The organism is Vreelandella neptunia, from assembly GCF_000712975.1.
GTDB lineage: Bacteria > Pseudomonadota > Gammaproteobacteria > Pseudomonadales > Halomonadaceae > Vreelandella > Vreelandella qaidamensis.
In genome coordinates, this window is the sequence record NZ_JHQL01000001.1 from 377,139 (window position 1) to 399,845 (window position 22,707).

Here is a 22,707-nt window from a genome sequence, read left to right on the forward strand (position 1 = left end):
GTTAGCGCAATGCCACGTTTAAAAAACGATGTTGGGGCGCGCTGGGGCGACTTCAAGTTTCGGCAACTCAGGCTGCAGCAGTAGTCAGCGTTATGGCCGATGTTTGTCTGCTGTTTTTTCAGTTGCCGAAAGAATCCCACGTAGAATGTTCATTTCCATTTTTTCTGGACGAGCACGCAGGTAGAGACGACGCAGTCTAGCCATCAGTTGGCGCGGCTGTGCGGGGTCATGAAACTCAATGGCAATTAGCGTGCGTTCTAGGTGTTCAAAGTAGCGTTCTAGTTCGGCATGGGTGACCAACGCATCATCCGGTTCTTCAGTGGTGCTGGCGGTATCCTGTTGGCTTAGCCATGCCATACGGCACTCATAGGCAATCACCTGAACAGCGGCGGCTAGGTTTAGCGAGCTGAAGTCTGCGTTGGTGGGAATATGCACATGGGCGTGGCAACGCTGCAGCTCAGCATTTGTTAAACCGCTGTCCTCGCGGCCAAACACCAGGGCAACGCGAGCGCTATCAGGCTGACATTCATCGGGCAAACGTTCGGCCAACTCACGAGGAGAGATCATTGGCCAGGGCAGCGTGCGCGAGCGGGCGCTAGCACCCACGGCAAGCGTGCAGTCAGCAACGGCGTCTTCTAGGGTAGAGTGAACCGTTGCCTGATGGAGCAGGTGGTCAGCTCCCGAGGCGCGGGAAATGCTGTCTTGGGTAATTACTTCGCAGCGCGGCGCGACCAGGGCTAAATCGGCTAAGCCCATGTTGTGCATGGCGCGGGCGACGCCGCCAATATTACCAGGATGGCTAGTGCCAATAAGAACAATACGAATGCGCTCAAGCATAATGGGCTCGGTAATCAAGTGCGGAAAACGCGCAGTTTAGCATGAGTCGATAGCATGCCCGAGGGGGCTCTGTTAGAATTACGCGCCAAAGCAGTCCTGCCACTGCCTCCGTTCTTTAACATCACTGTGACAAGGCCCGATCATGAATCCTATGGTCCAATTTACGCTGCGCGCTGCGCGTGGCGCTGTTGAACACTTTTTACGTGTTCGTGAACGCATTGAAAATGCTCACGATGAATTTAACCTCGACCGCTTGCTAGAAGATACTGCTCGCAAAGCAGAGGCTACCATTGTTCAGCAGCTGCAGCGCGGGTATCCCCTGCATGGCGTCAGTGGCCGCTATACGCCCCATAAAGCGGGCGAAGGCGAAGGCGCTGATATCGTCTGGAAGATTGAACCAATGCACGGCTATTCCAATTTAGCGGTGGCAGGTAAGGGCTTTGCTCTCTCAGTGGTGTGCCTCGTAAAAGGTCGTCCTGAGCATGCGGTCATTATTTGCCCGTTCGCCGACGATGAATATATTGCTAGCCGCGGTCGCGGTGCGCAGCATAACGATAAGCGCATGCGTGTTAGCAAGCCTACCGCTATTAGCGGTACGCGAATCGCCATGAGCCTGCCGGAAACCTGGTTACGCCCTAGCCATTTGCCAGCTTACCTGACCATTACTCAGCAATTAGCGCCTCAAGTAGAAGCCATATTGGCATCTGGTAGTGGCCTGCTGGATATTTGCGAACTCGCCTGTGGCCGAGTGGACAGTGTGTTTGTGTTGGGCCTTGAAGAGCAGGATATGCAGGTAGGAACGCTATTGCTGAAAGAAGCCGGAGCGCTGATAGGGTCGCCTGATGGCAAACCGACAGTGAATGCTGAAGGTCAGCTGATGGCCGCTGGCCCGCGCCTGTACAAAGCCTTGATTAAACAATTGGCACCGCATTTTTAAGCGTTAAAAAGCGATGTAGTTAATAAATGATGTAGTTAATAAATGATGTAGTTAAAAAGCCCCGCTGGTTTTTCGCCAGCGGGGCTTTTTTGCTTGCCACTTAACGTATTGGCGCGATCAAGCTGCCGTTTAGGGCAGCTCTTCTTCCTCTTCATCCAGCTCTTTCTTAGTGGGTATAAGGTCTTCCCGAGAAAGCTTAAGCGGAATCAGTAGTGCGCCTGAGATATAAATTGATGAGAACGTGCCTACTACGATGCCAATCAGCAGCGCAATGGCGAAGTTCTTAATCATATCGCCGCCCAATAACAGCAGCGCCAGTAGCACCAGCACAGTCGTGCCAGAAGTAGCCAGCGTACGGGACAGCGTGGCATTGATCGCTTCGTTGAAGATTTGCGGCATATCATCAATACGTGATGTGCGAATAGCCTCGCGGATACGGTCATAAACAACAATCGTGTCGTTTAGCGAGTAGCCGATTACCGCCAAAATCGCTGCCAGTACTGTTAAGTCGAAGTCCAGCTGAAACAGCGCAAAGATGCCAACAACGATGATGACATCGTGCAGCAGGGCTAGCAGGGCGCCAATGGCAAACTTGTATTGGAAGCGAAAGGCAACGTAGAGCATCACCACGCCCAGGGCTACCAGCAGGCCTAAGCCGCTCTGGTCACGTAACTGGTCACCCACCTGTGCGCCAACAAACTCGGCCCTTACTAGATTAACGCTATCGCCATTGGCACGAAGCAAGCTGACAACCTCATTGCCGACATCAGCATCGAATGCCTGCTGGAGTCGGATAAGCACTTCGGTTGATGCACCAAACGTTTGTACTGACACATCCTGGAAGCCGCTGTCTTCAAGCAGTTGGCGAATCGCATCTAATGACGGTGCGGCACCATAACGTACTTCCACCAGCGTACCGCCCGTGAAGTCCAGCCCGAGGTTTAATTGCTGAAAAATAATGGCGCCAATTGAGATAATTAGCAGCACGGCAGAGACGACAAACGCAAAGTTGCGCCGCCCCATAAAGTCGATTTGCAGTTGTGATAGGGGTTTCATTACCACCTCTTAAATTCTGGGCTAAGCACGTGGTTCAGATCCATGCTTTTCAAATCTATGCCATTTAGATCCATGTTAAATCCACAGCTTTTTGACGGGCTTGCTGCCATAGGTCAGGTTGACCATGGCGCGCGTTACCAGTAAAGCAGTGAACATGGATGTCAAGATGCCAATAGAGAGCGTAACGGCAAAGCCTTTTACCGGTCCGGTACCAATCGAGAACAGAATTACCGCCACCAGTAGTGTGGTGATATTGGCATCCACGATAGAGGTGAAAGCGCGCTCGTAGCCCGCATGGATTGCCTGCTGTATCGACATGCCATTGCGTAACTCTTCGCGTATGCGCTCGAAGATTAGAACATTGGCATCCACCGCCATCCCCAAGGTAAGCACAATCCCGGCGATACCTGGCAGTGTAAGTGTGGCACCGAGCATCGACATCACCGCAATTAGCAGCGTCAGGTTAAGCGCCAGAGCGATATTGGCGAATATGCCAAACACTTTGTAACGTGCCAGCATAAACAGAACGACCAGCAACAGGCCGATTTGAACCGAGAGCAGACCGCGCTCAATATTTTCAGCACCCAAGCTTGGGCCGATAGTACGTTCTTGTACAAAGTAGATAGGGGCGGCTAGTGAACCAGAGCGCAGCAGAAGAGCAAGCTCAGCAGCTTCAGTCGGCGAGTCTAAACCGGTGATTCGGAAGCTATTGCCCAACGCACTTTGGATGGTTGCAAGGCTGATCAAGCCGCGTTCGGTATAAGGCTCGCGGACAGTGGTTTCTTCGCCCGTTTCGGGGTCGATTTCTACCCGATCTTCGCTTTTATGTTCAATGAATAACACCGCCATATTACGGCCGATATTCGTACGCGTAGCGCGGTTCATAAGCGTACCGCCGGTGCCGTCTAGGTTGATGTTGACCTGGGGGCGGCCATTTTCATCAAAGCTGTTGCTGGCACTGGATACGCTGTCGCCGGTAATAATGACGTCGCGCATCAGCTCCGCTGAGCGTGCTGGGTCGTTACGGAATTCGAAACGCTCGGTTTCTGTATCTGGTGTGTCGTTACGTGCTTCCAGGCGAAACTCTAGATTTGCCGTTGCGCCGACAATGCGCTTGGCAGCGACGGTATCTTGAACGCCGGGCAGCTCAACCACAATTTGGCTAGGGCCTTGGCGTTGAACCATCGGTTCAGCTACGCCCAGTTCATTCACGCGGTTACGTAGCGTGGTGAGGTTTTGATTGATCGCATAGTCTTGAATCTCGCTAACGGTTTGGTCGCTTAGCGTCATAACAAGGCTAGAAGCGCGGCCATCGCCTTCGTTACTATATTCAAAATTAGGGAAGTCGCGACTAATCAAGCGTCGAGCAGTATCACGATCATCTGTACTGCCGAAATCGATTGAGAGTGACCGATCGTTGATGGTGGTATTGCGATAGCGAATACGCTCACCACGCAGCAGCTCACGCATGGCACTAGCATTCACTTCCATACGCTGGGTAAGGGCGGCGTCCATGTCTACTTCAAGTAAGAAGTGCACACCTCCGCGTAAATCGAGGCCCAGCGTCATGGGAGATGCGGAAAAGGCTTGCAGCCAACCAGGGGTGGCGTCAGCAAGGTTGAGTGCAACAGTGGCATCGTTGCCCAATACATCGGAGGCGATATCACGGGCATCTAGCTGGTCATCATCACTCTGTAAACGAATTAGCCATTGGCCATTCGTTTCTTCGATCGCTTTAATGGCGATATTGCTGTCGATGAGTGCTTCTTCAACGCGGGATATTTGCCGTTCATCCAGCGAGTCGCCCTGGGCATCACTAACTTGGATAGCGGGATCTGCGGGGAATAAGTTGGGAAGCGAATAGATAAGGCCAACCACCAGGACGACCAGTATCAGCAGATACTTCCACAGGGGGTAACGGTTGAGCATGCAAGCCCTGCCTTCAATTACAAACGGAATTGCTGTGCACGGACACACCGCGCACAGCAAAGTTCACCATCGTGGCTACCATGTCACCCCTGCCGGGGTGGCTGGCACTGGATCGGCAGGGGGGAATGCAGGCGTTAGATGGACTTAATAGTGCCTTTAGGAAGTACGGCAGCAACGGCATTTTTCTGCACGTTAACTTCGGTGCCTTCAGAAACTTCCAGCGTTAGGAACTCATCATTAACTTTGGTAACACGACCAACAAGACCGCCACCGATGACAACTTCGTCGCCTTTAGCCAAGCCAGAAACCAACTGCTTATGCTGCTTTGCGCGCTTTGCTTGGGGACGCCACAGCAAGAAATAAAAGATCAGTACAAAACCAACCAGCATAACAATTTGCGCGATGCCACCGCCGGCAGCGGCTTCTTGGGCATGGGCTGGTGAGATGAAGAAATCCAGCATTGCAGAGAACTCCTGGGTTAGAAAACTCAATGGGTGAACCGATTAAACCACCCGCCAACGGCGGATGGCGATTAATTCGCTAGGGGAGGCACTGACAGGCCGCGCTGGGCGTAAAAGCCTTCCACAAAGGTCGTCAATGTACCCGCTTCGATTGCCGCGCGCAAATCAGCCATTACCCGCTGGTAGTAGCGTAAGTTATGGATGGTATTGAGCATGGAGCCGAGCATCTCGTTACAACGATCAAGGTGGTGTAAGTAGCCGCGTGAGAAATTCTGACAGGTATAGCAGTCACACTCTTCATCAAGCGGTCGAGTATCAAAGCGGTGTTTGGCATTACGGATCTTAACTGTACCGTCTGAGGTGAACAGGTGGCCGTTGCGCGCATTACGAGTGGGCATCACGCAATCAAACATGTCGACGCCACGTCGCACACCTTCTACCAAGTCCTCTGGCTTGCCAACGCCCATTAGGTAGCGTGGGGTATCGTCTGGCATCCAGGTGGGTAGATAATCGAGTACTTTGATCATCTCTTCTTTGGGCTCGCCCACCGATAGGCCACCAATGGCTAAGCCATCGAAGCCAATATCGAGCAGCCCTTTTAGTGAGCGTTCGCGAAGTTCAGGGTGCATGCCACCTTGAATAATACCGAACAACGCCGAAGGCGAATCACCATGGGCATCGCGGGAGCGTTTTGCCCAGCGCAGCGAAAGCTCCATGGATTTTTCGGCTTCTTCAAAGGTCGCGGGGTATGGGGTGCACTCGTCGAAGATCATCACCACGTCAGAGCCCAACGAGCGCTGCACGGCCATGGACTCTTCCGGCCCCATAAACACCTTGCTACCATCGACTGGTGAGCGGAAATGCACACCCTGCTCGGTGATTTTGCGCATTTCACCCAAGGAAAATACCTGAAAACCGCCTGAGTCGGTCAGGATGGGTTTGTCCCATTGGGCAAAGTCATGCAAATCGCCATGAGCTTCAATGACATCGGTGCCAGGGCGCAGCCATAGGTGAAAGGTATTGCCGAGAATGATTTCTGCGCCAATCTCTTTCACGGAGTCTGGTGTCATGCCCTTCACTGTGCCGTAGGTGCCCACCGGCATAAAGGCGGGAGTTTCCACGGTGCCACGAGGAAAGTGCAGGCGTCCCCGGCGCGCACGGCCATCTTCAGCAAGGCGCTCAAAGCGCATAAAGCATTCGTTTCGCATCTAAAATAACTCGTCAATAATCGGTTAAGGCGCGGGTGTGTGGTGCTTAGCGGGTCAGTAGCATGGCATCGCCGTAGCTAAAAAAGGCGTAGCGCTCGTCTACTGCCGCGCGGTATGCGCGCATCATGTGGTCATAGCCTGCAAACGCGGAGACCAGCATTAGCAGCGTCGACTCAGGTAGATGGAAGTTGGTAATCAAAGCATCCACACAGCGCCATTCGTAGCCAGGGTAGATAAAGATGTCGGTGTCGCCGCTGAACGGAGCGATCTGGCCATCGCTACTTTTCAGGCAAGCGCTTTCTAAGCAGCGCACGCTGGTCGTGCCGACAGCAATGACTCGTTTTCCAGCGGCCTGAGTGTCGCGAAATTGTTGGCAAGCAGCCTCAGAAACCTCAATCCACTCACTATGCATATGGTGTTCGAGAATGTTGTCGACGCGCACTGGCTGAAAGGTGCCTGCGCCAACGTGCAAAGTCACAAACGCGCTGTTAATACCTTTTTCGGCCAAAGCATCCAATAAGGGCTGATCAAAATGAAGCCCTGCGGTGGGCGCCGCAACGGCACCATCGCGACGAGCATATACAGTTTGATAGCGCTCTCGATCACTCAGCTCATCTTCACGGGTAATATACGGCGGTAGCGGCATATGGCCGTGCTTCTCAAGTAGCGCAATCATCGGCGTATCGCCTAGAAAGCGTAGCTCAAACAGCGCATCGCGGCGGCCTTCAACAATGGCATGAATATCGCCTTCAAAGATCAGTTCGGTGCCTGGTTTTGGCGATTTACTCGAACGGATATGCGCTAAACCACGATGGCTGTCCAACGGACGCTCCAGCAGCATTTCTACTTTTCCGCCGCTCGCCTTATGGCCGTGCAAGCGCGCTGGAATGACACGCGTGTCATTGAAGACCAGCAAGTCGCCTGGTTCGAGTAGCTCAAGCAAATCAGGAAACCGGCGATGCTCAAGCGCACCGCTTTTGCCATCCACGCATAGCAAACGACAGTCGCTGCGCTGCTCAGAGGGGTAGCGAGCAATTAGCTCATCAGGTAACTCGAAATGAAAGTCCGCGCGCTGCATGGGAATGGCTCTTTTCAGTGGTCAAACAGGCGGCATAGGATAGCGCTTTAGATAGATAAAGTCAGTCAATGTGATTGACCTGCGAGGTTATCTCCGTATAATGCGCATCCATTGCCGGTGTGGCGGAATTGGTAGACGCAGCGGATTCAAAATCCGCCGCCTTTACGGGTGTGCCAGTTCGAGTCTGGCCACCGGCACCAAATTTTAAGGGCTTAGCGTTTTATCGCTAGGCCCTTTTTTGTGCCTGCTTGTTTGTGCCTGCTTGCGTCGTTTTTCAATCCTCTTTTGCCAGCTTTCAGCTCCCCGTTTTTCAGCTCCCCGTTTTTTCAAGTGTCCACTTTTTGTCCATTGATCTTGTTGCTCGCTACTACGTTTTGTTAATGATGATGTGTCTAATGCTCTGTTACCGCACTTTAACCGGCCTTTTTCAGGGTTTGGTTAACACTTCTTTGTGAAATACTTAAGCCTATTTTTCTAATGCGCTTGATAAGCACGGTGTCTGCAGGCGCGTGGGCGATGAACGCCAACCGGATATAAAAACGATTAGGCGCCAAGCGCCTGCGAACTTTCAGTGGAGAAGTGCTCAATGGCGATACCATCAGCCGATATTCTTAAGTCGACCCAGCCTGGTGTGATGAACGGCCACTTGCTTAATGGCGTCAGGGTGAGTGCGGTTAGCTCTCAGGGCGACTGGGAGGCGTTCGCTGATACCCAGGAGGGTGTGGCACGGATAGAAATACCGGCTGATCCGCAGGCACGTCTTGCTTTCGTTCGGCGTTGGATGGCGAAAAACCAGAAAGTGTTGAAGCGTGGCGGCATGGCGGCAACGCTCGTACTGCCGTTGATGGCTCAGCAGGCGTTGGCTGATGATATGGTCGCCATTAACGACCTGCAAGGGGTGGCTGAGGTGATACGCCAGCCCAATGGCAGCCTGACATTGGTAATGGATAACGGCCAGCGTATTTATCTAGCGGCTGCGGATGTTGCGCTAGAAGGTGGCCGTGTGGTGGTCGAGATCACCGCACTTATGGAAAAATTAGATGCCGACAGCGGCCTTCTTGTGCCGTTAAGCCAGCTGCCCAATGTGCAGACCTGGGAGCTGTTGCCCGATGGCAATGTGATGATTACCCGCGCTGACGGCTCGCTGTTGCTGGTGGAGCGGGGCGCGGTTGTGCAGCAGGGCGATCTTTTACTGATTAGCCCGAGTAGTGCGTTACAGCAAGGTGTTGCAGAAAGTACAGATTTTGGCGCACTGCTATTTGTGCCGAGCGCCTCTTTCTCACCTAGTATGAGCAGCAGTGAAACTACCTCGAGCAGCATAGGCGGTTCAAGCGCTAGCAACACACCGGTTAGCTCGTTTGGTGATATTCCACCTTGGCTGTATCTCGGCGGCGGTGCGCTTGCGTTAGGGGCGGCCGCAGCAGGCGGCGGTGGGGGAGGTGGCGGTGGTTCCAGCCCACAACCAGCGCCAGAGCCTCAGCCAGAACCAGAACCCCAGCCGCCGACCATTAGCGGTTATGTGATTGATGGCTATATTGCCGGTGCCACCGTTACCCGCGCAGTTAATGCCAATCAAGTGGAAACCAATAGCAACGGTTTCTTCAGTGGCCTGCAGGGCAGCGGTATTCTGACTGCCACAGGTGGGGTCGATATTGCCACGGGCCTGCCCTTCAATGGGGTGCTGCGCGCGCCAGAAAACGCCACGGTAATCACGCCGTTGACCACCATGATGGTCCAGCTATCGGCGCAGTTTGATGTCAATGACGCTAACGCCCAGAGCATGATTAAAACCGCGTTAGGCCTGGACGAACGCCTGAACATACTGACCACCGACCCCTTGGCTGAAGCGTCTTCTAGCGTCGATTTGCTTATCGCAGGCATCAAAGTGGCTAGCTTGCTGGCGATGGCTGACAGCGCCGGGATTAGCAGTAGCGATGCGCTGTCACGCTTGGCGAATGCGTTCAATCAAGCCAATGAAACAGGTCGCGAACTCACCAATCAGCAAATGGCCGATGTATTAGGGCTACCTTCTATCACAGGCCAAGTAAAGCAAGCGTTGGATGCTATTGATAACGCGGGCGCAGATGTCAGCCTTGATGCCTATCGAAACGGGGACAACAATCCACTGCGCGATGCTCAGCAGGCCGCCCAAAATCCCAACAGTGATCTTTCTAATACGATTGATGTTCGCGCTGATCTTCCTTATCTCACGCTTCAAACCGCGGTTAATCTTGCGCAACAAGGAGACTTGCCATCGCAGTACTTGGTCAATCCTGGTCAGCCGTTCTCTGCGGGCACCCTAGGACTGACCGTCGCCGCTGACCGTTTAGCATTGGTAGAGAAGATTTTAGCGGGTGATTACGATGTTGGAACGGCGCCTATCGAGCTTTCCGACATTTACACATGGTCAATTCGCGCCAGCGTCGAAGATGTGCTGGTTACCGGTGGTTTGGAGCGTCCTGCCGTTTTAGGCGCGGAACGCGTCACGTTGACGGATGAAACGATTCGACCGGACCAGTTTGCAGACCTGAATACGCTGGATAATTTCGTACTTGGTAACACCGTCGTGCCTTACACGCTAGAACAGGCACTGGAAACGGCAGAAATGCCCGCCAACTACACGTTAGACCCAGCGGTGCCGCTAAATAAAAATGCCCTAAGCCTGCGTGAAGCTGCAGAGCTTATTGATGAAACCCGACTGTTAACGGACCGCGCCCTTAATACCGGTGAGGATGGCTTAAACCGCGAGATGTTGTTGGACTGGACCATTCTCGATAGCTTTGAAAACGTGATTGGCGCTTCCAGCGCCGACCCGCAGCTTAACGAAGCCCGTCGTGTCAGCGTTACGGAAACCGTGATTACCCCTGCGCAATTTAAGCAGCTTGATGCGTTGGACAATTTTGAGTTAGGCGCTACAGCCGTTGGTTATACGTTAGAGGAAGCTCTTGAAGCAGCGCCACTGGCCAGCAACTACCTTATTGATCTTGATGTTCCTCTCGATGTAGGCACCGTGACCGTCGCCCAGGCCGCCTCAGCGTTTGCCGATGTTTCACGGATGTTGGAAGGTGCCAATAATCAGCCGCCGCTGTCGCTATTTCAATGGGCCGTGAGTGATAGCGCCACTGCCATCATTGCGGATCTCAACGATGCCCATGTGACGGGTGCCAACCCCATCACGATCAGTGATCGCTCTCTCACCGTCGATGAGTTTGACCAGCTAAATACGTTGGACAACTTTCAGCTAGGCGACACCGTTGTCGGTTACACCTTGGCGCAAGCTGTCGCGGCCGAGGTGATTGCCGACAACTATGATATTGCCCTTGCGCCGCCCCTTAATGCAGGCAGTGTCAGCGTGTTGGAAGCACAAGAGACGCTTGCCACGGTAGAAAACATTCTGGCTAACGCGCTTAACTCAGACTCGCTTAATGCCGATCAGCTTTTTAACTGGACGGTGCTGGATAGCGCCGATGCGGTTCTTGGCGCGGGCGATGTTGCCCATTTGCTGCGCGCTAATGCCGTCAACGTTAACGACGACATGATTAGCCTGGCGCAGTATAAAGCCCTAACAGGGCTTCAGAGCAGCTACGTACGCACTGGTGAAACCGTCGAGTACACCTTGTCGGAAGCCATTGACGCCGAAGACGTTGGCACGCTGCTCACCAATTACGCGATTAATCCAGAGGTGGTTCGTCTGGGTAGCGAACTCACTGTGGCAGCTGCACGGGAAGACTATGCCCAGATCGAAGGGTTAGTGGCTAACGCTGAAAATAGCGCGGAGCTGCGCGAAGATCTGCCGTTTAGCTGGGAAGTGGTCGATAACGCCAACACCATCATTGGCGATATTGCTGAAGACCACGTAACGCTGGCGGATCAGGTGCGTGTTGCCAATGCAGGGATTAATCAAGCCCAGTACGAACGTTTGGCGGTGCTAGAGAACTTTGAGTTGGCCGACACCGTTGTTCTCTATACCTTAGAAGGTGCTGTTAGTACCGACATCGAGCTGGCGAGCAATTATCAACTTGAGCTAGACGTTTATAACCCTGGAGAGCGTAGCGTTACTGAGGCCAGCGTAGAACTCGCCCGTGTGGAAAATATTATTAGCGGTGCCAATAACGCCGGTGGGCTAGACGCTGACGTGCTGTACAACTGGGTGATTAACGATACCGCTGAGGCGATTTTAGCCGCTGCACAAGGCGCACCGCATATCGCTCGCGCCGATGTGGTTCGTGTTACTGATCAAACGATTACGCTTGACGACTACACGGCGCTGTTATCCATTGAAAGCGATAACGCTGGGTATCAGCGCGGCGACGAGCAGGTGGAATACACGCTAGCGCAGGCATTTAGTGTGGGTGCCGATGATGTCGTGGCGAACTATCTGATCAGCACAGCGTTATTTGCGCCGCAGTCACTGACCGTCGAATCTGCCATTAATGATTTAGCCGCTGTGCGCCAGCTGCTGGATAATGCCGAAAACACGCCGACTCTTACCAATGTCTATACGTGGAGCGTGCTGGATAGCTATGACAATATCCAGTCCCAGCTAAGGGCTGAGTTGCCCGATGGTCTACGCCTTGCTAAAGAAATAAAGGTAATCGATAACGGTGATCCCCTTTCTGCAGAGCAGTATGAAAGTTTGTTGAATAGATTAGATAATTTTGAGTTGGGTGAAATTGTCACTGTCTCTTATGACGATATTAGCGATGCGTTGCGTGCCGAAGAGGCCGATTTACTCGCGCCAGCAGGGCGTTTTAGCCTGAAAGGTCTTGAGCCCTTTACCGCAACGTTAACTGTCGATAAAGCTGCCGTCACTTTAGCAGATATCCGCACGGTGCTGGAAGCCGCTAACGGCCTGGTCAATGATAACCAAACCGTGCAGGCCCTGTTTGACTGGACGGTAAGCGACACGGCTGACAACGTTATTCAAGCGATCAACCAAGACCACGTCACCCTCGCTGACACTGTGGTGATCACCGATGATCACATCACTTATGGGCAATATCAGTCGCTAATAACGCTAGGCAACTATCAGTACGCCAATGGCCCTGTTGAAGTGCGGTACAGCCTGGAAGAAGCACTCCAGGTGATCGACGAAGAGGGTGTTGAAAGCCTTAATAAAGACCCGAATAATAACAGTGTGGGCTATCGCATTGTCGATGATGCCGATGAGGAGCTGTCGGTTGGCACCTTCACCGCGGCAGACGTTAAACCGCTGGTAGATAAGGCGGTATCTGCGCTGGCAAATGCCAATAATGCCCCCACGCCTGATGTAAACACGCTACTGAAGTGGACGGTGGTTGATACGTCAGCGGCCTTGCTTGAAACCCAGGTTGGTACTGCGTTCCCACTGCACATTACCGGTGCAGAGCAGGTGTCGGTGAACAACGATATTCTAACACTTGCCGATTTAAATGATTTATTAGAGCTAGATAATTTTGAACTTGGCGATACGCCGGTGCGGTTTATTTTAACCAGCAACTTAACGCTCAATCAGATTGAAAGCATTGCCAATAGCTACGAAATTACCCCAAGCGGTGTTGAGCTACCAAATTTCTCGCTGGCAACCGTTGAAGATGCACAAGCCCGCTATCAGTCGGTTCAAGCAATTATTGATGGGGCGCTAAACAGCCGCGATGTCAACGTGGAAACTCTTCAGACCTGGAGCATCACCAATGCCCAGGCGACTAATCTATTGGCAGCCAGTGAAGAGGCATGGGTACTGGGTGCGGATACTATTAGCTTGCAGCTGGGAGCCAATGAGCTGCTGACCGCCGAGCAGTACGAAGCGTTCGTTGCGCTAGGCAACGTGACGCTCGATAGCATCGAAGTAGGCTACTCTCTGCAAGATGCGGTTGCCGTCATCAATACGGGAGAGGTACTGCCTGCCAGCACGGAGGAGCGTCCTGGCAGCTATCAAATTTTGGCTGACCAGCCGTTTAATGTCACCCCGTTAACTGTCGCGGAAGGTGAGCAGCTGCTCGCCACTGTTGCTCCTATACTGGCAGATGCCAACAATGCCGCTGAGCTGGAGCGCGACACGCTGCTGAACTGGATCATTGAAGATGATGCCCAGCGGCTTATTGATGCTATCGATAGTGACGTGCTGTTAGCGGCGAACAGTGTGCGCGTTAATACGGATGAGATCAGCTCTCAAGATTTTGAAGTGCTCAGTGAGTTAGACAACTTTGACCAAACAGGGTTAACGGTTTCGTACGCCCTGGGCGATCTGGTGCAGCGCTTCGTCAGCGGAAGAATCATCCCCGAAAATTACGCGTTAGATACCGATCAAACGGCCTTTTTTGATGCAGGGTTGTTAGATGTCCGTGCGGCAGAGCAACTGTTTGACGCCGCCAGCACGCTGCTGGAGGGTGCGGTCAATAGCGATGTGCCGCTCTCTTCGCTCACCACATGGGTAGTCCAGGACACCTACCACAATATCTACACCCTGAATGTGGTGGGCAATGGGGATGAGCCTGCTGAGTTTCTGGTCGATGATGCCGCCAGCATTGTCGTAATTGATGACCCGCTCGAACGTGCTGCCGAGCAGGAGCTAGATATTGCCTTCAAATTTAATGGTAATGGCTACGAGCACCAGCCGGGTGCTGAAGCGGGTGGTAGCGTTGAGCAACTCGCCCAAACCTTTACGGTAGATGGCCAGCCTGGTGGCGAGGTGATGAGCATTACTGACTTCCGTGTTGGTGATGTGCCGGGTGCTGATGAGCTGCGCGTTGAACTGACCGCCGAGGAGTTTGCTGCGCTGCGTGGTGATGGCTCGGGGTTGGTCATCAGCGGTGAAGTGCAGGCGTTAGATATCAACGACGCCTTTGCTGTGTTCACTACCGCTGAGTTCGAAAACGGCGTTGATTGGTTTGATCAGCTAGGCCTTGAAACTGGCGACGTGGTGTATCTCTTAGCGGGCGACGGCAGTACCCAAGATATTGATGACGATGCCCTGCTACAGCGTGTTGAAGCCCTTTCAAACAGTATGTTTGACACTGATACGCTGGCAACGTTTGAAAATATTAATTTGGGTGACTTTGACGACGTTAACTGGAATACCAACTACAACACGTTTGCTTAGGCTGTGTAAGGGCAATATTGGCGTGTGTAGCCACTATTGCCCTCCATCGGTGATGTGTATTGTTTGTACAGCCGTTTTTTCCTGCAAAGAAAGCGTCGGTGCTTTCCTCGCTTTTATAGTGGCAGCCGTTTTATAGTGATCTTGTTAACGTAACGCCGAACGGTACGTCCATGGTTCAGTTTGAGCTGCATAACCGCAATTTAGCCCCGGAGCAGGTGTCCCACGCCCACGACTTTCACCAGTTAATTCTGGCAACGTGTGGCGTGACGGAGCTTGCGATGGAAGGGCAGAGCGAGCGCGTGACGGCGCGTCGTGGCTGTTTGATCCCATCGTCCCGGCACCACGAATACCAAGGTGATGGCAGCAACCGCACGTTGGTGCTGGATATTCCGGTGAAGCACTTGGCGGTTTTAGAAAAAGGTAGTGAAATCGAGCGGCTGTTCGATAAGCCGCGCTTTTTTACCGTGCCCCCGGCGCTTAATCAGCTTACCCATGCGTTGGCGCATCAGTTGGAGCAGTGCCCCGCGCTGCAAAATGAAATTGCTGTGCTGCTGCTTCGGGCGTTGTACATGTACCTTCAAGATGAGCCGAAGCAGGTCGCTGATAAAATTGGCGCTCGCTGTATCAGTGAACGGCTGGATCTAGAACGCTTGGATGCGTGGTTGGATCAGCACTTAGCGGACGATATTCGGGTTGAGCAGTTAGCCGCACTATGTGCGCTAAGCCCTGGTCATTTTCATGCCTGCTTTCGCGAACTAACCGGGGTGACGCCTTTGGCGTATGTACAGCGCAGGCGGCTTGAACATGCCCGTACCCTGGTGCGCCACAGTGCGCTGAGCCTAGGTCATATAGCTATGCTGGTTGGCTTCCGTGATCAAGGCAGTTTTTCACGTGCCTACCGGCGCTACTTTGAAATTGCCCCCTCCTCAGACCGTTAGCCGTCGTTGCAACGTCCACCGCCTACGTATTCATTCTTGCGGAATTTCAGCACTTGCGGGCAAATGTTGCAGAGTTTCGGGCAAGCACATTGCGCATCGTCGTCGTAGTCTCAAGAGGAACCTTACCTTCCTTGGAGAGACCTCATGAGTGTTACCTATCAAGACAGCAATGCCCGTATGAGCCAAGTAGCGATTCATAACGGCACCGTGTATCTCGCCGGCCAAGTACCGAGCGATGCGACCGCTGATATGCGTGGCCAGACCGAGCAAGTACTTGCGCGTATCGATCAGCTGTTAGCCCAAGCAGGTACCTCGAAAGAGCATCTGGTCTCGGCCCAGATTTGGGTCACCAGCATGGCTGAGTTTGATCAAATGAACGCCGCTTGGGATGCTTGGGTAGTGCCTGGCCGTCCGCCGGTGCGTGCAGCCCTCGAAGCGAAGCTTGCTAAGCCGGAATGGAAAGTAGAAATCATGGTCGTTGCTGCGCTGCCGGAGGCTTAATATGCAGGTTGTATCAGCGGCGGAGGTGGAACGCCATCTTGCCTGGAAAGGCTTGATTAAGCGGCTACATACGACCTTTGTGAACGGTGTTGAATCTCCGCCACGCCACCATCACGCCATGCATCGCCCCGACGGTGAAGCCACTATGCTGCTAATGCCTGCTTGGGAAACAGCAGGCTATATTGGCGTCAAAATGGTCAACGTATTTCCACAAAATGCCCAGCATAATATTCCTGCTATTTCAGGTCTTTATTTGCTTAGCGAAGGCAAACATGGGCAGCCGCTGGCCTGTATTGATGGCAGTGAACTAACGCGCCGTCGCACGGCAGCTGCTTCCGCTTTGGCCGCGCAGGCATTAGCTAACGAAGCAGCCGAAACGCTTCTGGTAGTGGGTACTGGCAAGTTAGCCCCTATGGTCATTGAAGCCCATGCCAGCGTGAGGCCTATCAAACGCGTTTTAGTGTGGGGTAGAAACCCTGATAAAGCCTCTGCTATTGCTGAGGAGTATGCCGACCGTTTCGTTACCCAAGCCGTGGGCGATTTGCAAGACGCTGTTGCCCAAGCTGATATCATCAGTTGTGTCACGCTTTCCACCACACCTTTGATTAAAGGCGAGTGGTTAACGCCAGGCACCCATGTTGACCTTATCGGTGCTTTCCGCCCTCAGATGCGCGAAACCGATGCTGAATGCCTGCGCCGCGCTGATGTGTTTGTGGATACCTACGCAGGCGCTAAGGGTGAAGCTGGCGATATTCTTCAAGCGATTGACGAAGGCGTATTCCGTTTTGATGAGATCAAGGCAGAGCTTGCTGAGGTGCTTTCGGGAACTAAGCCGGGTCGTTGCTCTGTAGATGCGATCACGCTGTTTAAATCAGTGGGCGCATCACTTGAAGACTTAGCGGCGGCGATTGAAGTATGGGAGGCTATGACAACAGCATGATTCCCAAGATAAAAAGGCAGGGCTGCGACACATGAAGTGCTTTTACCACCCTGATCAAGACCACCATGCGCCGCCGACCTTTCTGCTGCGCGGTCAGCCGGCACCTTCACCTGAAGGGCCGGTTCGCGCTGAGCTGCTTAGCAAAGGGCTAGCGGCGGCTGGTTTGAGCCTAACGGCACCTAGTGAAACCGACTCGCCGACGCTGCGTAAACGCCTTGAGCAGATTCATACGCCGCGCTATTTACGCTTCTTGGAAACGATTTATGCGCGTTGGCAAGCGCTGCCTAATGCAGCGGCGCTGGTAGCACCTAACGTTCACCCTTGTGGGGGGGCGAGCCACTATCCACGTCACCCTGTTGGCCAGGCGGGCTGGCATTTACACGATATGGCCTGCCCGTTAAGCGACACCAGCTTTAAAGGGGCACTCGCTTCGGCGGCGACTGCCGTGGCGGCAACTGAGGAAGTGATGAGTGGAGCATCGCTCGACTCCCCCTCTCGTGCTTATGCCCTGTGTCGGCCACCAGGACATCATGCAGGGCCAGACAACGCGGGCGGTTTCTGCTTGCTGAATAACGCTGCCTTGGCTGCCAGCGTGCTGCGTGAAAAGTTCGCTAAAGTAGCGATCATTGATGTGGACTTACACCACGGCAATGGCACTCAGGATATTTTCTATTCGCGCGGGGATGTCTGGACCGGCTCTGTACACGTCAATCCCAGTGATTTTTACCCTTTCTTCTGGGGGGGAGTGGATGAAGCCGGTAACGAAGAGGGCAAAGGTGCCAACGTTAATCTACCTTTGCCGTTGGGCAGTGATGGCGAGACCTATCTGAACGCCGTGGCCACTCTGATTGAGCAGCTCAACCGTTACCAGCCTGAAGCGGTGGTGGTGTCCTTGGGGTTGGATGCCCATAAGGATGACCCACTGGCGGGGTTTAACGTCGAAACGGAAGCCTTTGTGGCTCTGGGTGAGCTGTTGAGCGGTTTATCACAGCCCACCGTGGTCATTCAGGAGGGGGGCTATCCAACCGAACATCTCAGCGCTAACCTAGCCGCTTTTATGCGCGGTTATCAGAGAAGTTGAGAGAAGCTCAATGAGTAACACAGGGTTTTACTGGCACGAACGCTGCTTTTGGCACGACCAGGGTGCGATTGGCGTTTTTTCCGCTCCTGGCGAATTTCTGCAGCCGCAGCCTGCATCGGAAAGTCCCGAAAGCAAGCGTCGGCTGAAAAACCTGCTTGAAGTCAGCGGCCTGATAGATGAACTGAAGGTAGTTAAGCCACCCGCTGTTGCACAGGAAGACCTGCTGCGCTTTCACACCCCGCGTTACCTGAAAATGCTGGCGGAAGCCGATGCGAATGGCGGTGGCAACGGCGGTGACTGCGCGCCCTTTACGCCTGGCAGCTGGGCCGCTGCAAAGCATTCAGCGGGGCTTGCTGTGGCAGCGGTAGAAGACGTGGCGCTTGGGCATGTCAATAACGCTTATGCGCTTTGCCGCCCGCCGGGGCATCACGCCGAGGCGGATCAGGGGCGCGGGTTTTGCTTGCTGGGTAATATCCCGGTAGCGGTGATGCGTGCCCGGGCCTTAGGGCAAGTGAAGCGTGTAGCGATTCTTGATTGGGACGTGCACCACGGTAACAGCCAGCAGTCGGCGTTCTACGCTGAGCCTGAGGTGTTTACCATTTCCGTTCATCAAGCCGCGAACTATCCGCTTGATACCGGTAGTTTTGAAGAGCAGGGAGACGGCGAGGGGCTAGGGGCAAATCTCAACCTTCCGCTGCCGCCGGGCTGTGGTTTGGGCGCTTATCGCTATGCGATGGAGTCGCTGGTGTTGCCAGCCCTGGAAGCGTTTAACCCCGATTTAATCGTGGTGGCCTGTGGCTATGATGCTTGTGCCAAAGACCCGCTAGGCACGATGCTGCTCAACAGTGCGGCGTTTGCCGAAATGACCGCACAGCTAAAGGCGCTTGCCGCCCGTTGCTGTCAGGGGAAGCTAGTCTTCGTCCATGAAGGCGGCTACTCAGAAGGCTATGTGCCGCTATGTGGGCACAGCGTTATCCAAACCTTAGCCGGTAGCAGTATTAGTGTACCTGACCCGCAAAACGATGAAATTGCTGCCTGGGGGTATCAGGCCTTACAACCGCACCAGCAGGCGCTTATCGACGGCTGGCGCCAACAGTGGGAGCAATGCACGCAATGACACCGCTTTATGATCGCGATGGTTGGATTTGGCAGGATGGTGAATGGCTGGCTTGGCGGGAGGCCAAGGTTCATGTGTTTACCCATACGCTGCACTACGGAATGGGTTGCTTTGAGGGCGTGCGTGCCTATGAAGGTGAGCAGGGAACGGCGCTGTTTCGGGTAGCTGAGCATACCCGCCGCTTGGCAGAGAGCGCCCACTCCTTAGATATTCCGCTCGCTTTTAGCGAAGAGGCGCTTATCGAGGCCCAGCAGGAGTGCCTGCGTAAAAATCAGCTAACTAACGCTTATCTTAAACCAACAGTGTTTCTTGGCGCGGAAGGCCTTGGCCTGCGAGCCAAAGGATTAAGCACCCATGTGATGATTGCTGCCTGGGATCTTGGGCCGTATCTATCGCCGGAGGCAACCCGCTGTGGGTTACGTGCGCTGACCTCTTCTTGGGCGCGTCACCACGTCAATATCAGTCTGTGTCGTGCCAAGACCAGCGGTCATTATGTGAATTCGATGCTGGCGCTGAATACCGCCGTGAAAGCAGGGTTTGATGAAACCATCATGCTCGATCCGGAAGGCTATGTGGCTGAAGCATCCGCTGCTAATGTGTTCTTATTGCGCGATGGCGTACTGCACACGCCCGAAGTGACGTCCTGCTTGCAGGGCATCACCCGCGACAGTGTGATTCAGTTAGCCCGCGAAGCGCTGGGCATAGAAGTGCGTGAGCGACGCATCACCCGCGATGAGCTGTATACCGCCGATGAGGCATTTTTAACCGGTACCGCTGCGGAAATTCTTCCTCTGCGTGAACTGGATGGCCGCCGCATCGGGGTAAGGGCGGGTGCGCCGGCAGTCGACGCACCGATACCGGACGACAGTGTGACCGCGCGCTTGCAGCGCCTGTATCGCCAAGCAGTACGCGGCGAGCTGGCCGCATTCAAGCACTGGTTAACACCCGCCTAGGTTCGTTCTACCTAACCCGCCCAGTGTTTAAATAATGCCTGACAGCTAGTGCTGTCAGGCATTCTCTTTAATGGCCTGCTCAAGAATCGCCAGCTGCCCTGGTTCCAGAGCATCCGCGACGGCGGTAATGCGTAAGACATGACCAAGTGCTGGGTGAGCGGGGCGTGCGATTAAACGGCCTGCTTCCAGTAGCTCGCGGTTTACCCGCTCGGCCAGTTCGGCAGTTGGTAAGCGAATGCCGATAAAGTTGGTGGCGCTAGGCAGTACGTCGGCACCCAGTGCCTGGAAATAAGCTGCTAACTGTTCCCGCCGTGCTTTCACTTCCGCAACATGCTGGTTAACTTCATCAGGGTGGTCGAGCACGACTTCTGCGGCTGCCTGGGTAAAGGTGGATACCGCGTAGTGAATGCGTACCTTCATCATCAAGGCAAGCACATCAGGGTCAGCAATCGCATAGCCAATGCGTAAGCCTGCTAAGCCGTGGGCTTTTGACAGAGTGCGTAGGCGAATGACACCAGGAAGTGCCTTGGCCGCGAAGTCACTGTTGGCGTCATCACGAAAATCGCCATACGCCTCATCCAGCAGCAGCCAGCAGGTATCCGGCAGTGCGTCGCGCAGCTTGAGAATGGCACTGTCGCTATGCAGGTGGCCGCTAGGGTTATCCGGGTTGGCTAAATAGACCAGCTGGGCATTTTCCTGGTGTGCTGCCGCCGCTAACGCTTCCAAATCAGGGGCCAGTAGGCCAGGGGCTTCAACATAGCTAGGTTCTACTAAGTGGCAACCCTGGCCTTTCGCAAAGTAACCAAAGGTTGGGTAAGTGCCCGCCGTACTAACCACGGTGTCGCCCGGTGTGCAGGTGGTGCGCAGTGCTAACGCAATCAAGCTGTCGGCACCGGCATCCACCAGCAAGTGGTCAAGCGGTATACCTTGCTGGGCGCTTAGTCGCTGACGCACGCCGAGAGCTTCTGCATCGCCGTAGCAATAAACATGCTCGACGACAGCATCGCCAAAATGCTCACGTAGCGCACGATGGGGCATGTCCAGCCCTTCATTAGAGCCCAATCGATGAGGGATCTCGCGGCCAATGCGGCGCTCCAAAACTTTAATCCCAGGAAACGGATTAAGGGGACCGTCACCAGTAAGATGATGGGGGTAGGAGGGCATATTGGTATCCTAAGAGAATAGTGAATATTGTTAGCTCAAAATCTTACCGCGATTAAGCAGCTGGTGCGGGTCAAACGCCTGCTTGAGTGTGTGCATTAATTCAATTTCCGCCTGAGAGCGGCAGGTGCTAAGCCAGGGGCGTTTTTCTAAACCAATGCCATGCTCCGCTGAAACAGAGCCTCCTAGTGCTTTAAGTGGCTCGTAAACCAGTGTTTCTACCGCATGGCGCTCTTCTGGTGCATCGCTGCCAACGCTAACAGAAATATGCAGGTTGCCATCGCCAAGGTGGCCAAATACCACCAAGCGGCCATCTGGCCAGCGTTGTACCAGTTGCTTCTCTAAGGCATCGGTATAGCGCTGCATATCGGCAATGGGCAGGCTGACATCAAAGGTAAAGATGGGTGCCAGCCCCTTGATGAGCCCTTCAATATCTTCTCGTATCGCCCAGAGACCATCGCTTTGTGCGCTTGATTGGGCAATCACCGCATCGACGACTAAGTCTTGTTCAAATGCCTGTTCAAGCGCTGCCCGGAATTGCTCTGCATGGTGGGTTTCATCGTTGCCGAGTGATTCGATAATCACATAAAAGGGGTGTTCTGCTGGGATCGGGGGCGTGTGCCTCGCCAGGGTTTCAGTGAGCAGGCGATAGTGGTTTTGCCACATTACCTCAAACGCACCCAGGCCACCCCCAAGCGCTTTGCCCATATGGCTTAATAGCCCGGTGAGCGCGTCAAACGAGGGGCAGGCCACCAGCGCCGTTTGCTCGCTAGGAGTAGGCGGCTGTAGCCGCAGCACGGCGCGTGTAATAATCCCAAGGGTGCCTTCACTGCCAATAAATAGCTGCTTTAAATCAAACCCTGCATTGTTTTTCAGCATGCGGTTCATGGAGCTGACAACACGCCCGTCGGCCATCACTGCTTCCAGCCCCAGTACTTGCTGGCGCATCATGCCGTAGCGAATCACCCTCACACCGCCAGCATTGGTGGCGATATTGCCGCCAATCGTACAGCTTCCGCGTGCGCCTAAATCCAGCGGGAACTGAAGGCCAACCTCGTTAGCAGCTTCCTGTACCCGCTGAAGTGGCGCTCCGGCTTGCACGGTAATGGTGCCACCGACTTGGTCAATTTCTTCAATAGCGGTCATGCGCTCCAGGGAAATGACCAGCTCCCCTGGGCTAGCCTCCGCGCCATGCACTAAACCGGTTAAGCCGCCGTGGGTTACCACTGGCTGTTTAAGCGCGTGGCATGCCTGCATAACAGCCGCTAACTGTTCGGTATCTGCCGGGCGCACAATGGCGCCTGCCTGGCAGGGCGCACCGGTCATCCAGTCAACACGGCGACTAGTGACATCATTGCCCGTGAGCACATGGGCAGCACCAACAAGTTTACGCAGCGCCTCCAGGGTTATCTGCATGGGTGTTCCTTGG

At 54.0% G+C, this 22,707-nt stretch carries 16 protein-coding genes and 1 tRNA gene; 9 read left to right on the top strand and 8 right to left on the bottom strand.

From position 1 onward, the window contains the following. Positions 1-90: 90 nt before the first annotated feature. The gene (trmJ, locus tag CR46_RS0101735) at positions 91-837 is read right to left on the bottom strand and encodes a tRNA (cytosine(32)/uridine(32)-2'-O)-methyltransferase TrmJ (protein ID WP_030069541.1); all 747 of its coding nucleotides are present in this window, start codon (positions 835-837) and stop codon (positions 91-93) included. A 142-nt stretch (positions 838-979) separates the two neighbouring features. On the opposite strand from trmJ, the gene CR46_RS0101740 reads away from it, so the two are divergent. After that, entirely contained in the window at positions 980-1,774 is a 795-nt protein-coding gene (locus CR46_RS0101740; RefSeq protein WP_030069543.1) for an inositol monophosphatase family protein, read from the top strand. A gap of 129 nt (positions 1,775-1,903) precedes the next feature. Here CR46_RS0101740 and secF read toward each other — a convergent pair whose 3' ends face one another. The 5 genes from secF to queA all read right to left on the bottom strand — a co-directional run bounded on the left by secF (position 1,904) and on the right by queA (position 7,506). Next, a complete protein-coding gene (gene secF, locus CR46_RS0101745) occupies positions 1,904-2,830 on the bottom strand; it encodes a protein translocase subunit SecF (protein WP_030069545.1) in 927 nt (308 codons plus the stop codon). Positions 2,831-2,905: 75 nt separating this feature from the next. Further along, positions 2,906-4,759, bottom strand: coding sequence for a protein translocase subunit SecD (gene secD / locus CR46_RS0101750; RefSeq protein WP_030069546.1), 1,854 nt, complete (start codon positions 4,757-4,759; stop codon positions 2,906-2,908). A 134-nt stretch (positions 4,760-4,893) separates the two neighbouring features. After that, the gene (gene yajC, locus CR46_RS0101755) at positions 4,894-5,220 is read right to left on the bottom strand and encodes a preprotein translocase subunit YajC (protein ID WP_030069547.1); all 327 of its coding nucleotides are present in this window, start codon (positions 5,218-5,220) and stop codon (positions 4,894-4,896) included. A 71-nt stretch (positions 5,221-5,291) separates the two neighbouring features. After that, on the bottom strand, positions 5,292-6,410 hold the full coding sequence (gene tgt, locus CR46_RS0101760; protein WP_030069548.1) for a tRNA guanosine(34) transglycosylase Tgt: 1,119 nt from the start codon (positions 6,408-6,410) through the stop codon (positions 5,292-5,294). Between the two features lie 64 nt (positions 6,411-6,474). After that, positions 6,475-7,506, bottom strand: a complete 1,032-nt coding sequence (queA, locus tag CR46_RS0101765) for a tRNA preQ1(34) S-adenosylmethionine ribosyltransferase-isomerase QueA (protein ID WP_030069550.1) — start codon at positions 7,504-7,506, stop codon at positions 6,475-6,477. 113 nt (positions 7,507-7,619) lie between these two features. Between queA and CR46_RS0101770 the strand changes: the two genes are divergently transcribed. The 8 genes from CR46_RS0101770 (at position 7,620) to CR46_RS0101805 (ending at position 20,117) form a co-directional block, all read left to right on the top strand. Beyond that, positions 7,620-7,706, top strand: a tRNA-Leu gene (locus CR46_RS0101770). Between the two features lie 386 nt (positions 7,707-8,092). Next, the gene (locus CR46_RS0101775; protein WP_030069552.1) at positions 8,093-14,587 is read left to right on the top strand and encodes a hypothetical protein; all 6,495 of its coding nucleotides are present in this window, start codon (positions 8,093-8,095) and stop codon (positions 14,585-14,587) included. A 170-nt stretch (positions 14,588-14,757) separates the two neighbouring features. Beyond that, positions 14,758-15,525: a helix-turn-helix transcriptional regulator gene (locus CR46_RS0101780; protein ID WP_030069554.1), complete on the top strand. Its 768-nt coding sequence runs from the start codon at positions 14,758-14,760 to the stop codon at positions 15,523-15,525. Between the two features lie 144 nt (positions 15,526-15,669). Next, positions 15,670-16,026: a RidA family protein gene (locus CR46_RS0101785; protein ID WP_030069556.1), complete on the top strand. Its 357-nt coding sequence runs from the start codon at positions 15,670-15,672 to the stop codon at positions 16,024-16,026. A 1-nt stretch (position 16,027) separates the two neighbouring features. Beyond that, a complete protein-coding gene (gene lhpI / locus CR46_RS0101790; RefSeq protein ID WP_030069558.1) occupies positions 16,028-16,966 on the top strand; it encodes a bifunctional Delta(1)-pyrroline-2-carboxylate/Delta(1)-piperideine-2-carboxylate reductase in 939 nt (312 codons plus the stop codon). A gap of 31 nt (positions 16,967-16,997) precedes the next feature. Then, the gene (locus CR46_RS0101795; protein WP_030069560.1) at positions 16,998-18,047 is read left to right on the top strand and encodes a histone deacetylase family protein; all 1,050 of its coding nucleotides are present in this window, start codon (positions 16,998-17,000) and stop codon (positions 18,045-18,047) included. A 10-nt stretch (positions 18,048-18,057) separates the two neighbouring features. Beyond that, positions 18,058-19,164, top strand: a complete 1,107-nt coding sequence (locus tag CR46_RS0101800; RefSeq protein WP_030069562.1) for a class II histone deacetylase — start codon at positions 18,058-18,060, stop codon at positions 19,162-19,164. Then, entirely contained in the window at positions 19,161-20,117 is a 957-nt protein-coding gene (locus tag CR46_RS0101805; RefSeq protein WP_030069565.1) for a branched-chain amino acid transaminase, read from the top strand. The genes CR46_RS0101800 and CR46_RS0101805 overlap by 4 nt, the downstream gene beginning before the upstream one ends. Positions 20,118-20,171: 54 nt before the next feature. Here CR46_RS0101805 and CR46_RS0101810 read toward each other — a convergent pair whose 3' ends face one another. Further along, positions 20,172-21,281 (bottom strand): pyridoxal phosphate-dependent aminotransferase, encoded by a 1,110-nt coding sequence (locus CR46_RS0101810; RefSeq protein WP_030069567.1) that lies wholly within the window; start codon positions 21,279-21,281, stop codon positions 20,172-20,174. 30 nt (positions 21,282-21,311) lie between these two features. Beyond that, a complete protein-coding gene (locus CR46_RS0101815; protein ID WP_030069570.1) occupies positions 21,312-22,694 on the bottom strand; it encodes an FAD-binding oxidoreductase in 1,383 nt (460 codons plus the stop codon). Positions 22,695-22,707: the final 13 nt, after the last annotated feature.

Excerpts from the sequence above, each read along its gene's own strand:
- secD (WP_030069546.1), bottom strand. The coding sequence starts at position 4,759 with ATGCTCAACCGTTACCCCCTGTGGAAGTATCTGCTGATACTGGTCGTC.
- secF (WP_030069545.1), bottom strand. The coding sequence starts at position 2,830 with ATGAAACCCCTATCACAACTGCAAATCGACTTTATGGGGCGGCGCAAC.
- CR46_RS0101795 (WP_030069560.1), top strand. The coding sequence starts at position 16,998 with ATGAAGTGCTTTTACCACCCTGATCAAGACCACCATGCGCCGCCGACC.
- yajC (WP_030069547.1), bottom strand. The coding sequence starts at position 5,220 with ATGCTGGATTTCTTCATCTCACCAGCCCATGCCCAAGAAGCCGCTGCC.
- CR46_RS0101805 (WP_030069565.1), top strand. The coding sequence starts at position 19,161 with ATGACACCGCTTTATGATCGCGATGGTTGGATTTGGCAGGATGGTGAA.
- CR46_RS0101785 (WP_030069556.1), top strand. The coding sequence starts at position 15,670 with ATGAGTGTTACCTATCAAGACAGCAATGCCCGTATGAGCCAAGTAGCG.
- CR46_RS0101800 (WP_030069562.1), top strand. The coding sequence starts at position 18,058 with ATGAGTAACACAGGGTTTTACTGGCACGAACGCTGCTTTTGGCACGAC.
- CR46_RS0101780 (WP_030069554.1), top strand. The coding sequence starts at position 14,758 with ATGGTTCAGTTTGAGCTGCATAACCGCAATTTAGCCCCGGAGCAGGTG.
- CR46_RS0101740 (WP_030069543.1), top strand. The coding sequence starts at position 980 with ATGAATCCTATGGTCCAATTTACGCTGCGCGCTGCGCGTGGCGCTGTT.
- lhpI (WP_030069558.1), top strand. The coding sequence starts at position 16,028 with ATGCAGGTTGTATCAGCGGCGGAGGTGGAACGCCATCTTGCCTGGAAA.
- trmJ (WP_030069541.1), bottom strand. The coding sequence starts at position 837 with ATGCTTGAGCGCATTCGTATTGTTCTTATTGGCACTAGCCATCCTGGT.
- CR46_RS0101775 (WP_030069552.1), top strand. The coding sequence starts at position 8,093 with ATGGCGATACCATCAGCCGATATTCTTAAGTCGACCCAGCCTGGTGTG.
- CR46_RS0101810 (WP_030069567.1), bottom strand. The coding sequence starts at position 21,281 with ATGCCCTCCTACCCCCATCATCTTACTGGTGACGGTCCCCTTAATCCG.
- queA (WP_030069550.1), bottom strand. The coding sequence starts at position 7,506 with ATGCAGCGCGCGGACTTTCATTTCGAGTTACCTGATGAGCTAATTGCT.
- CR46_RS0101815 (WP_030069570.1), bottom strand. The coding sequence starts at position 22,694 with ATGCAGATAACCCTGGAGGCGCTGCGTAAACTTGTTGGTGCTGCCCAT.
- tgt (WP_030069548.1), bottom strand. The coding sequence starts at position 6,410 with ATGCGCTTTGAGCGCCTTGCTGAAGATGGCCGTGCGCGCCGGGGACGC.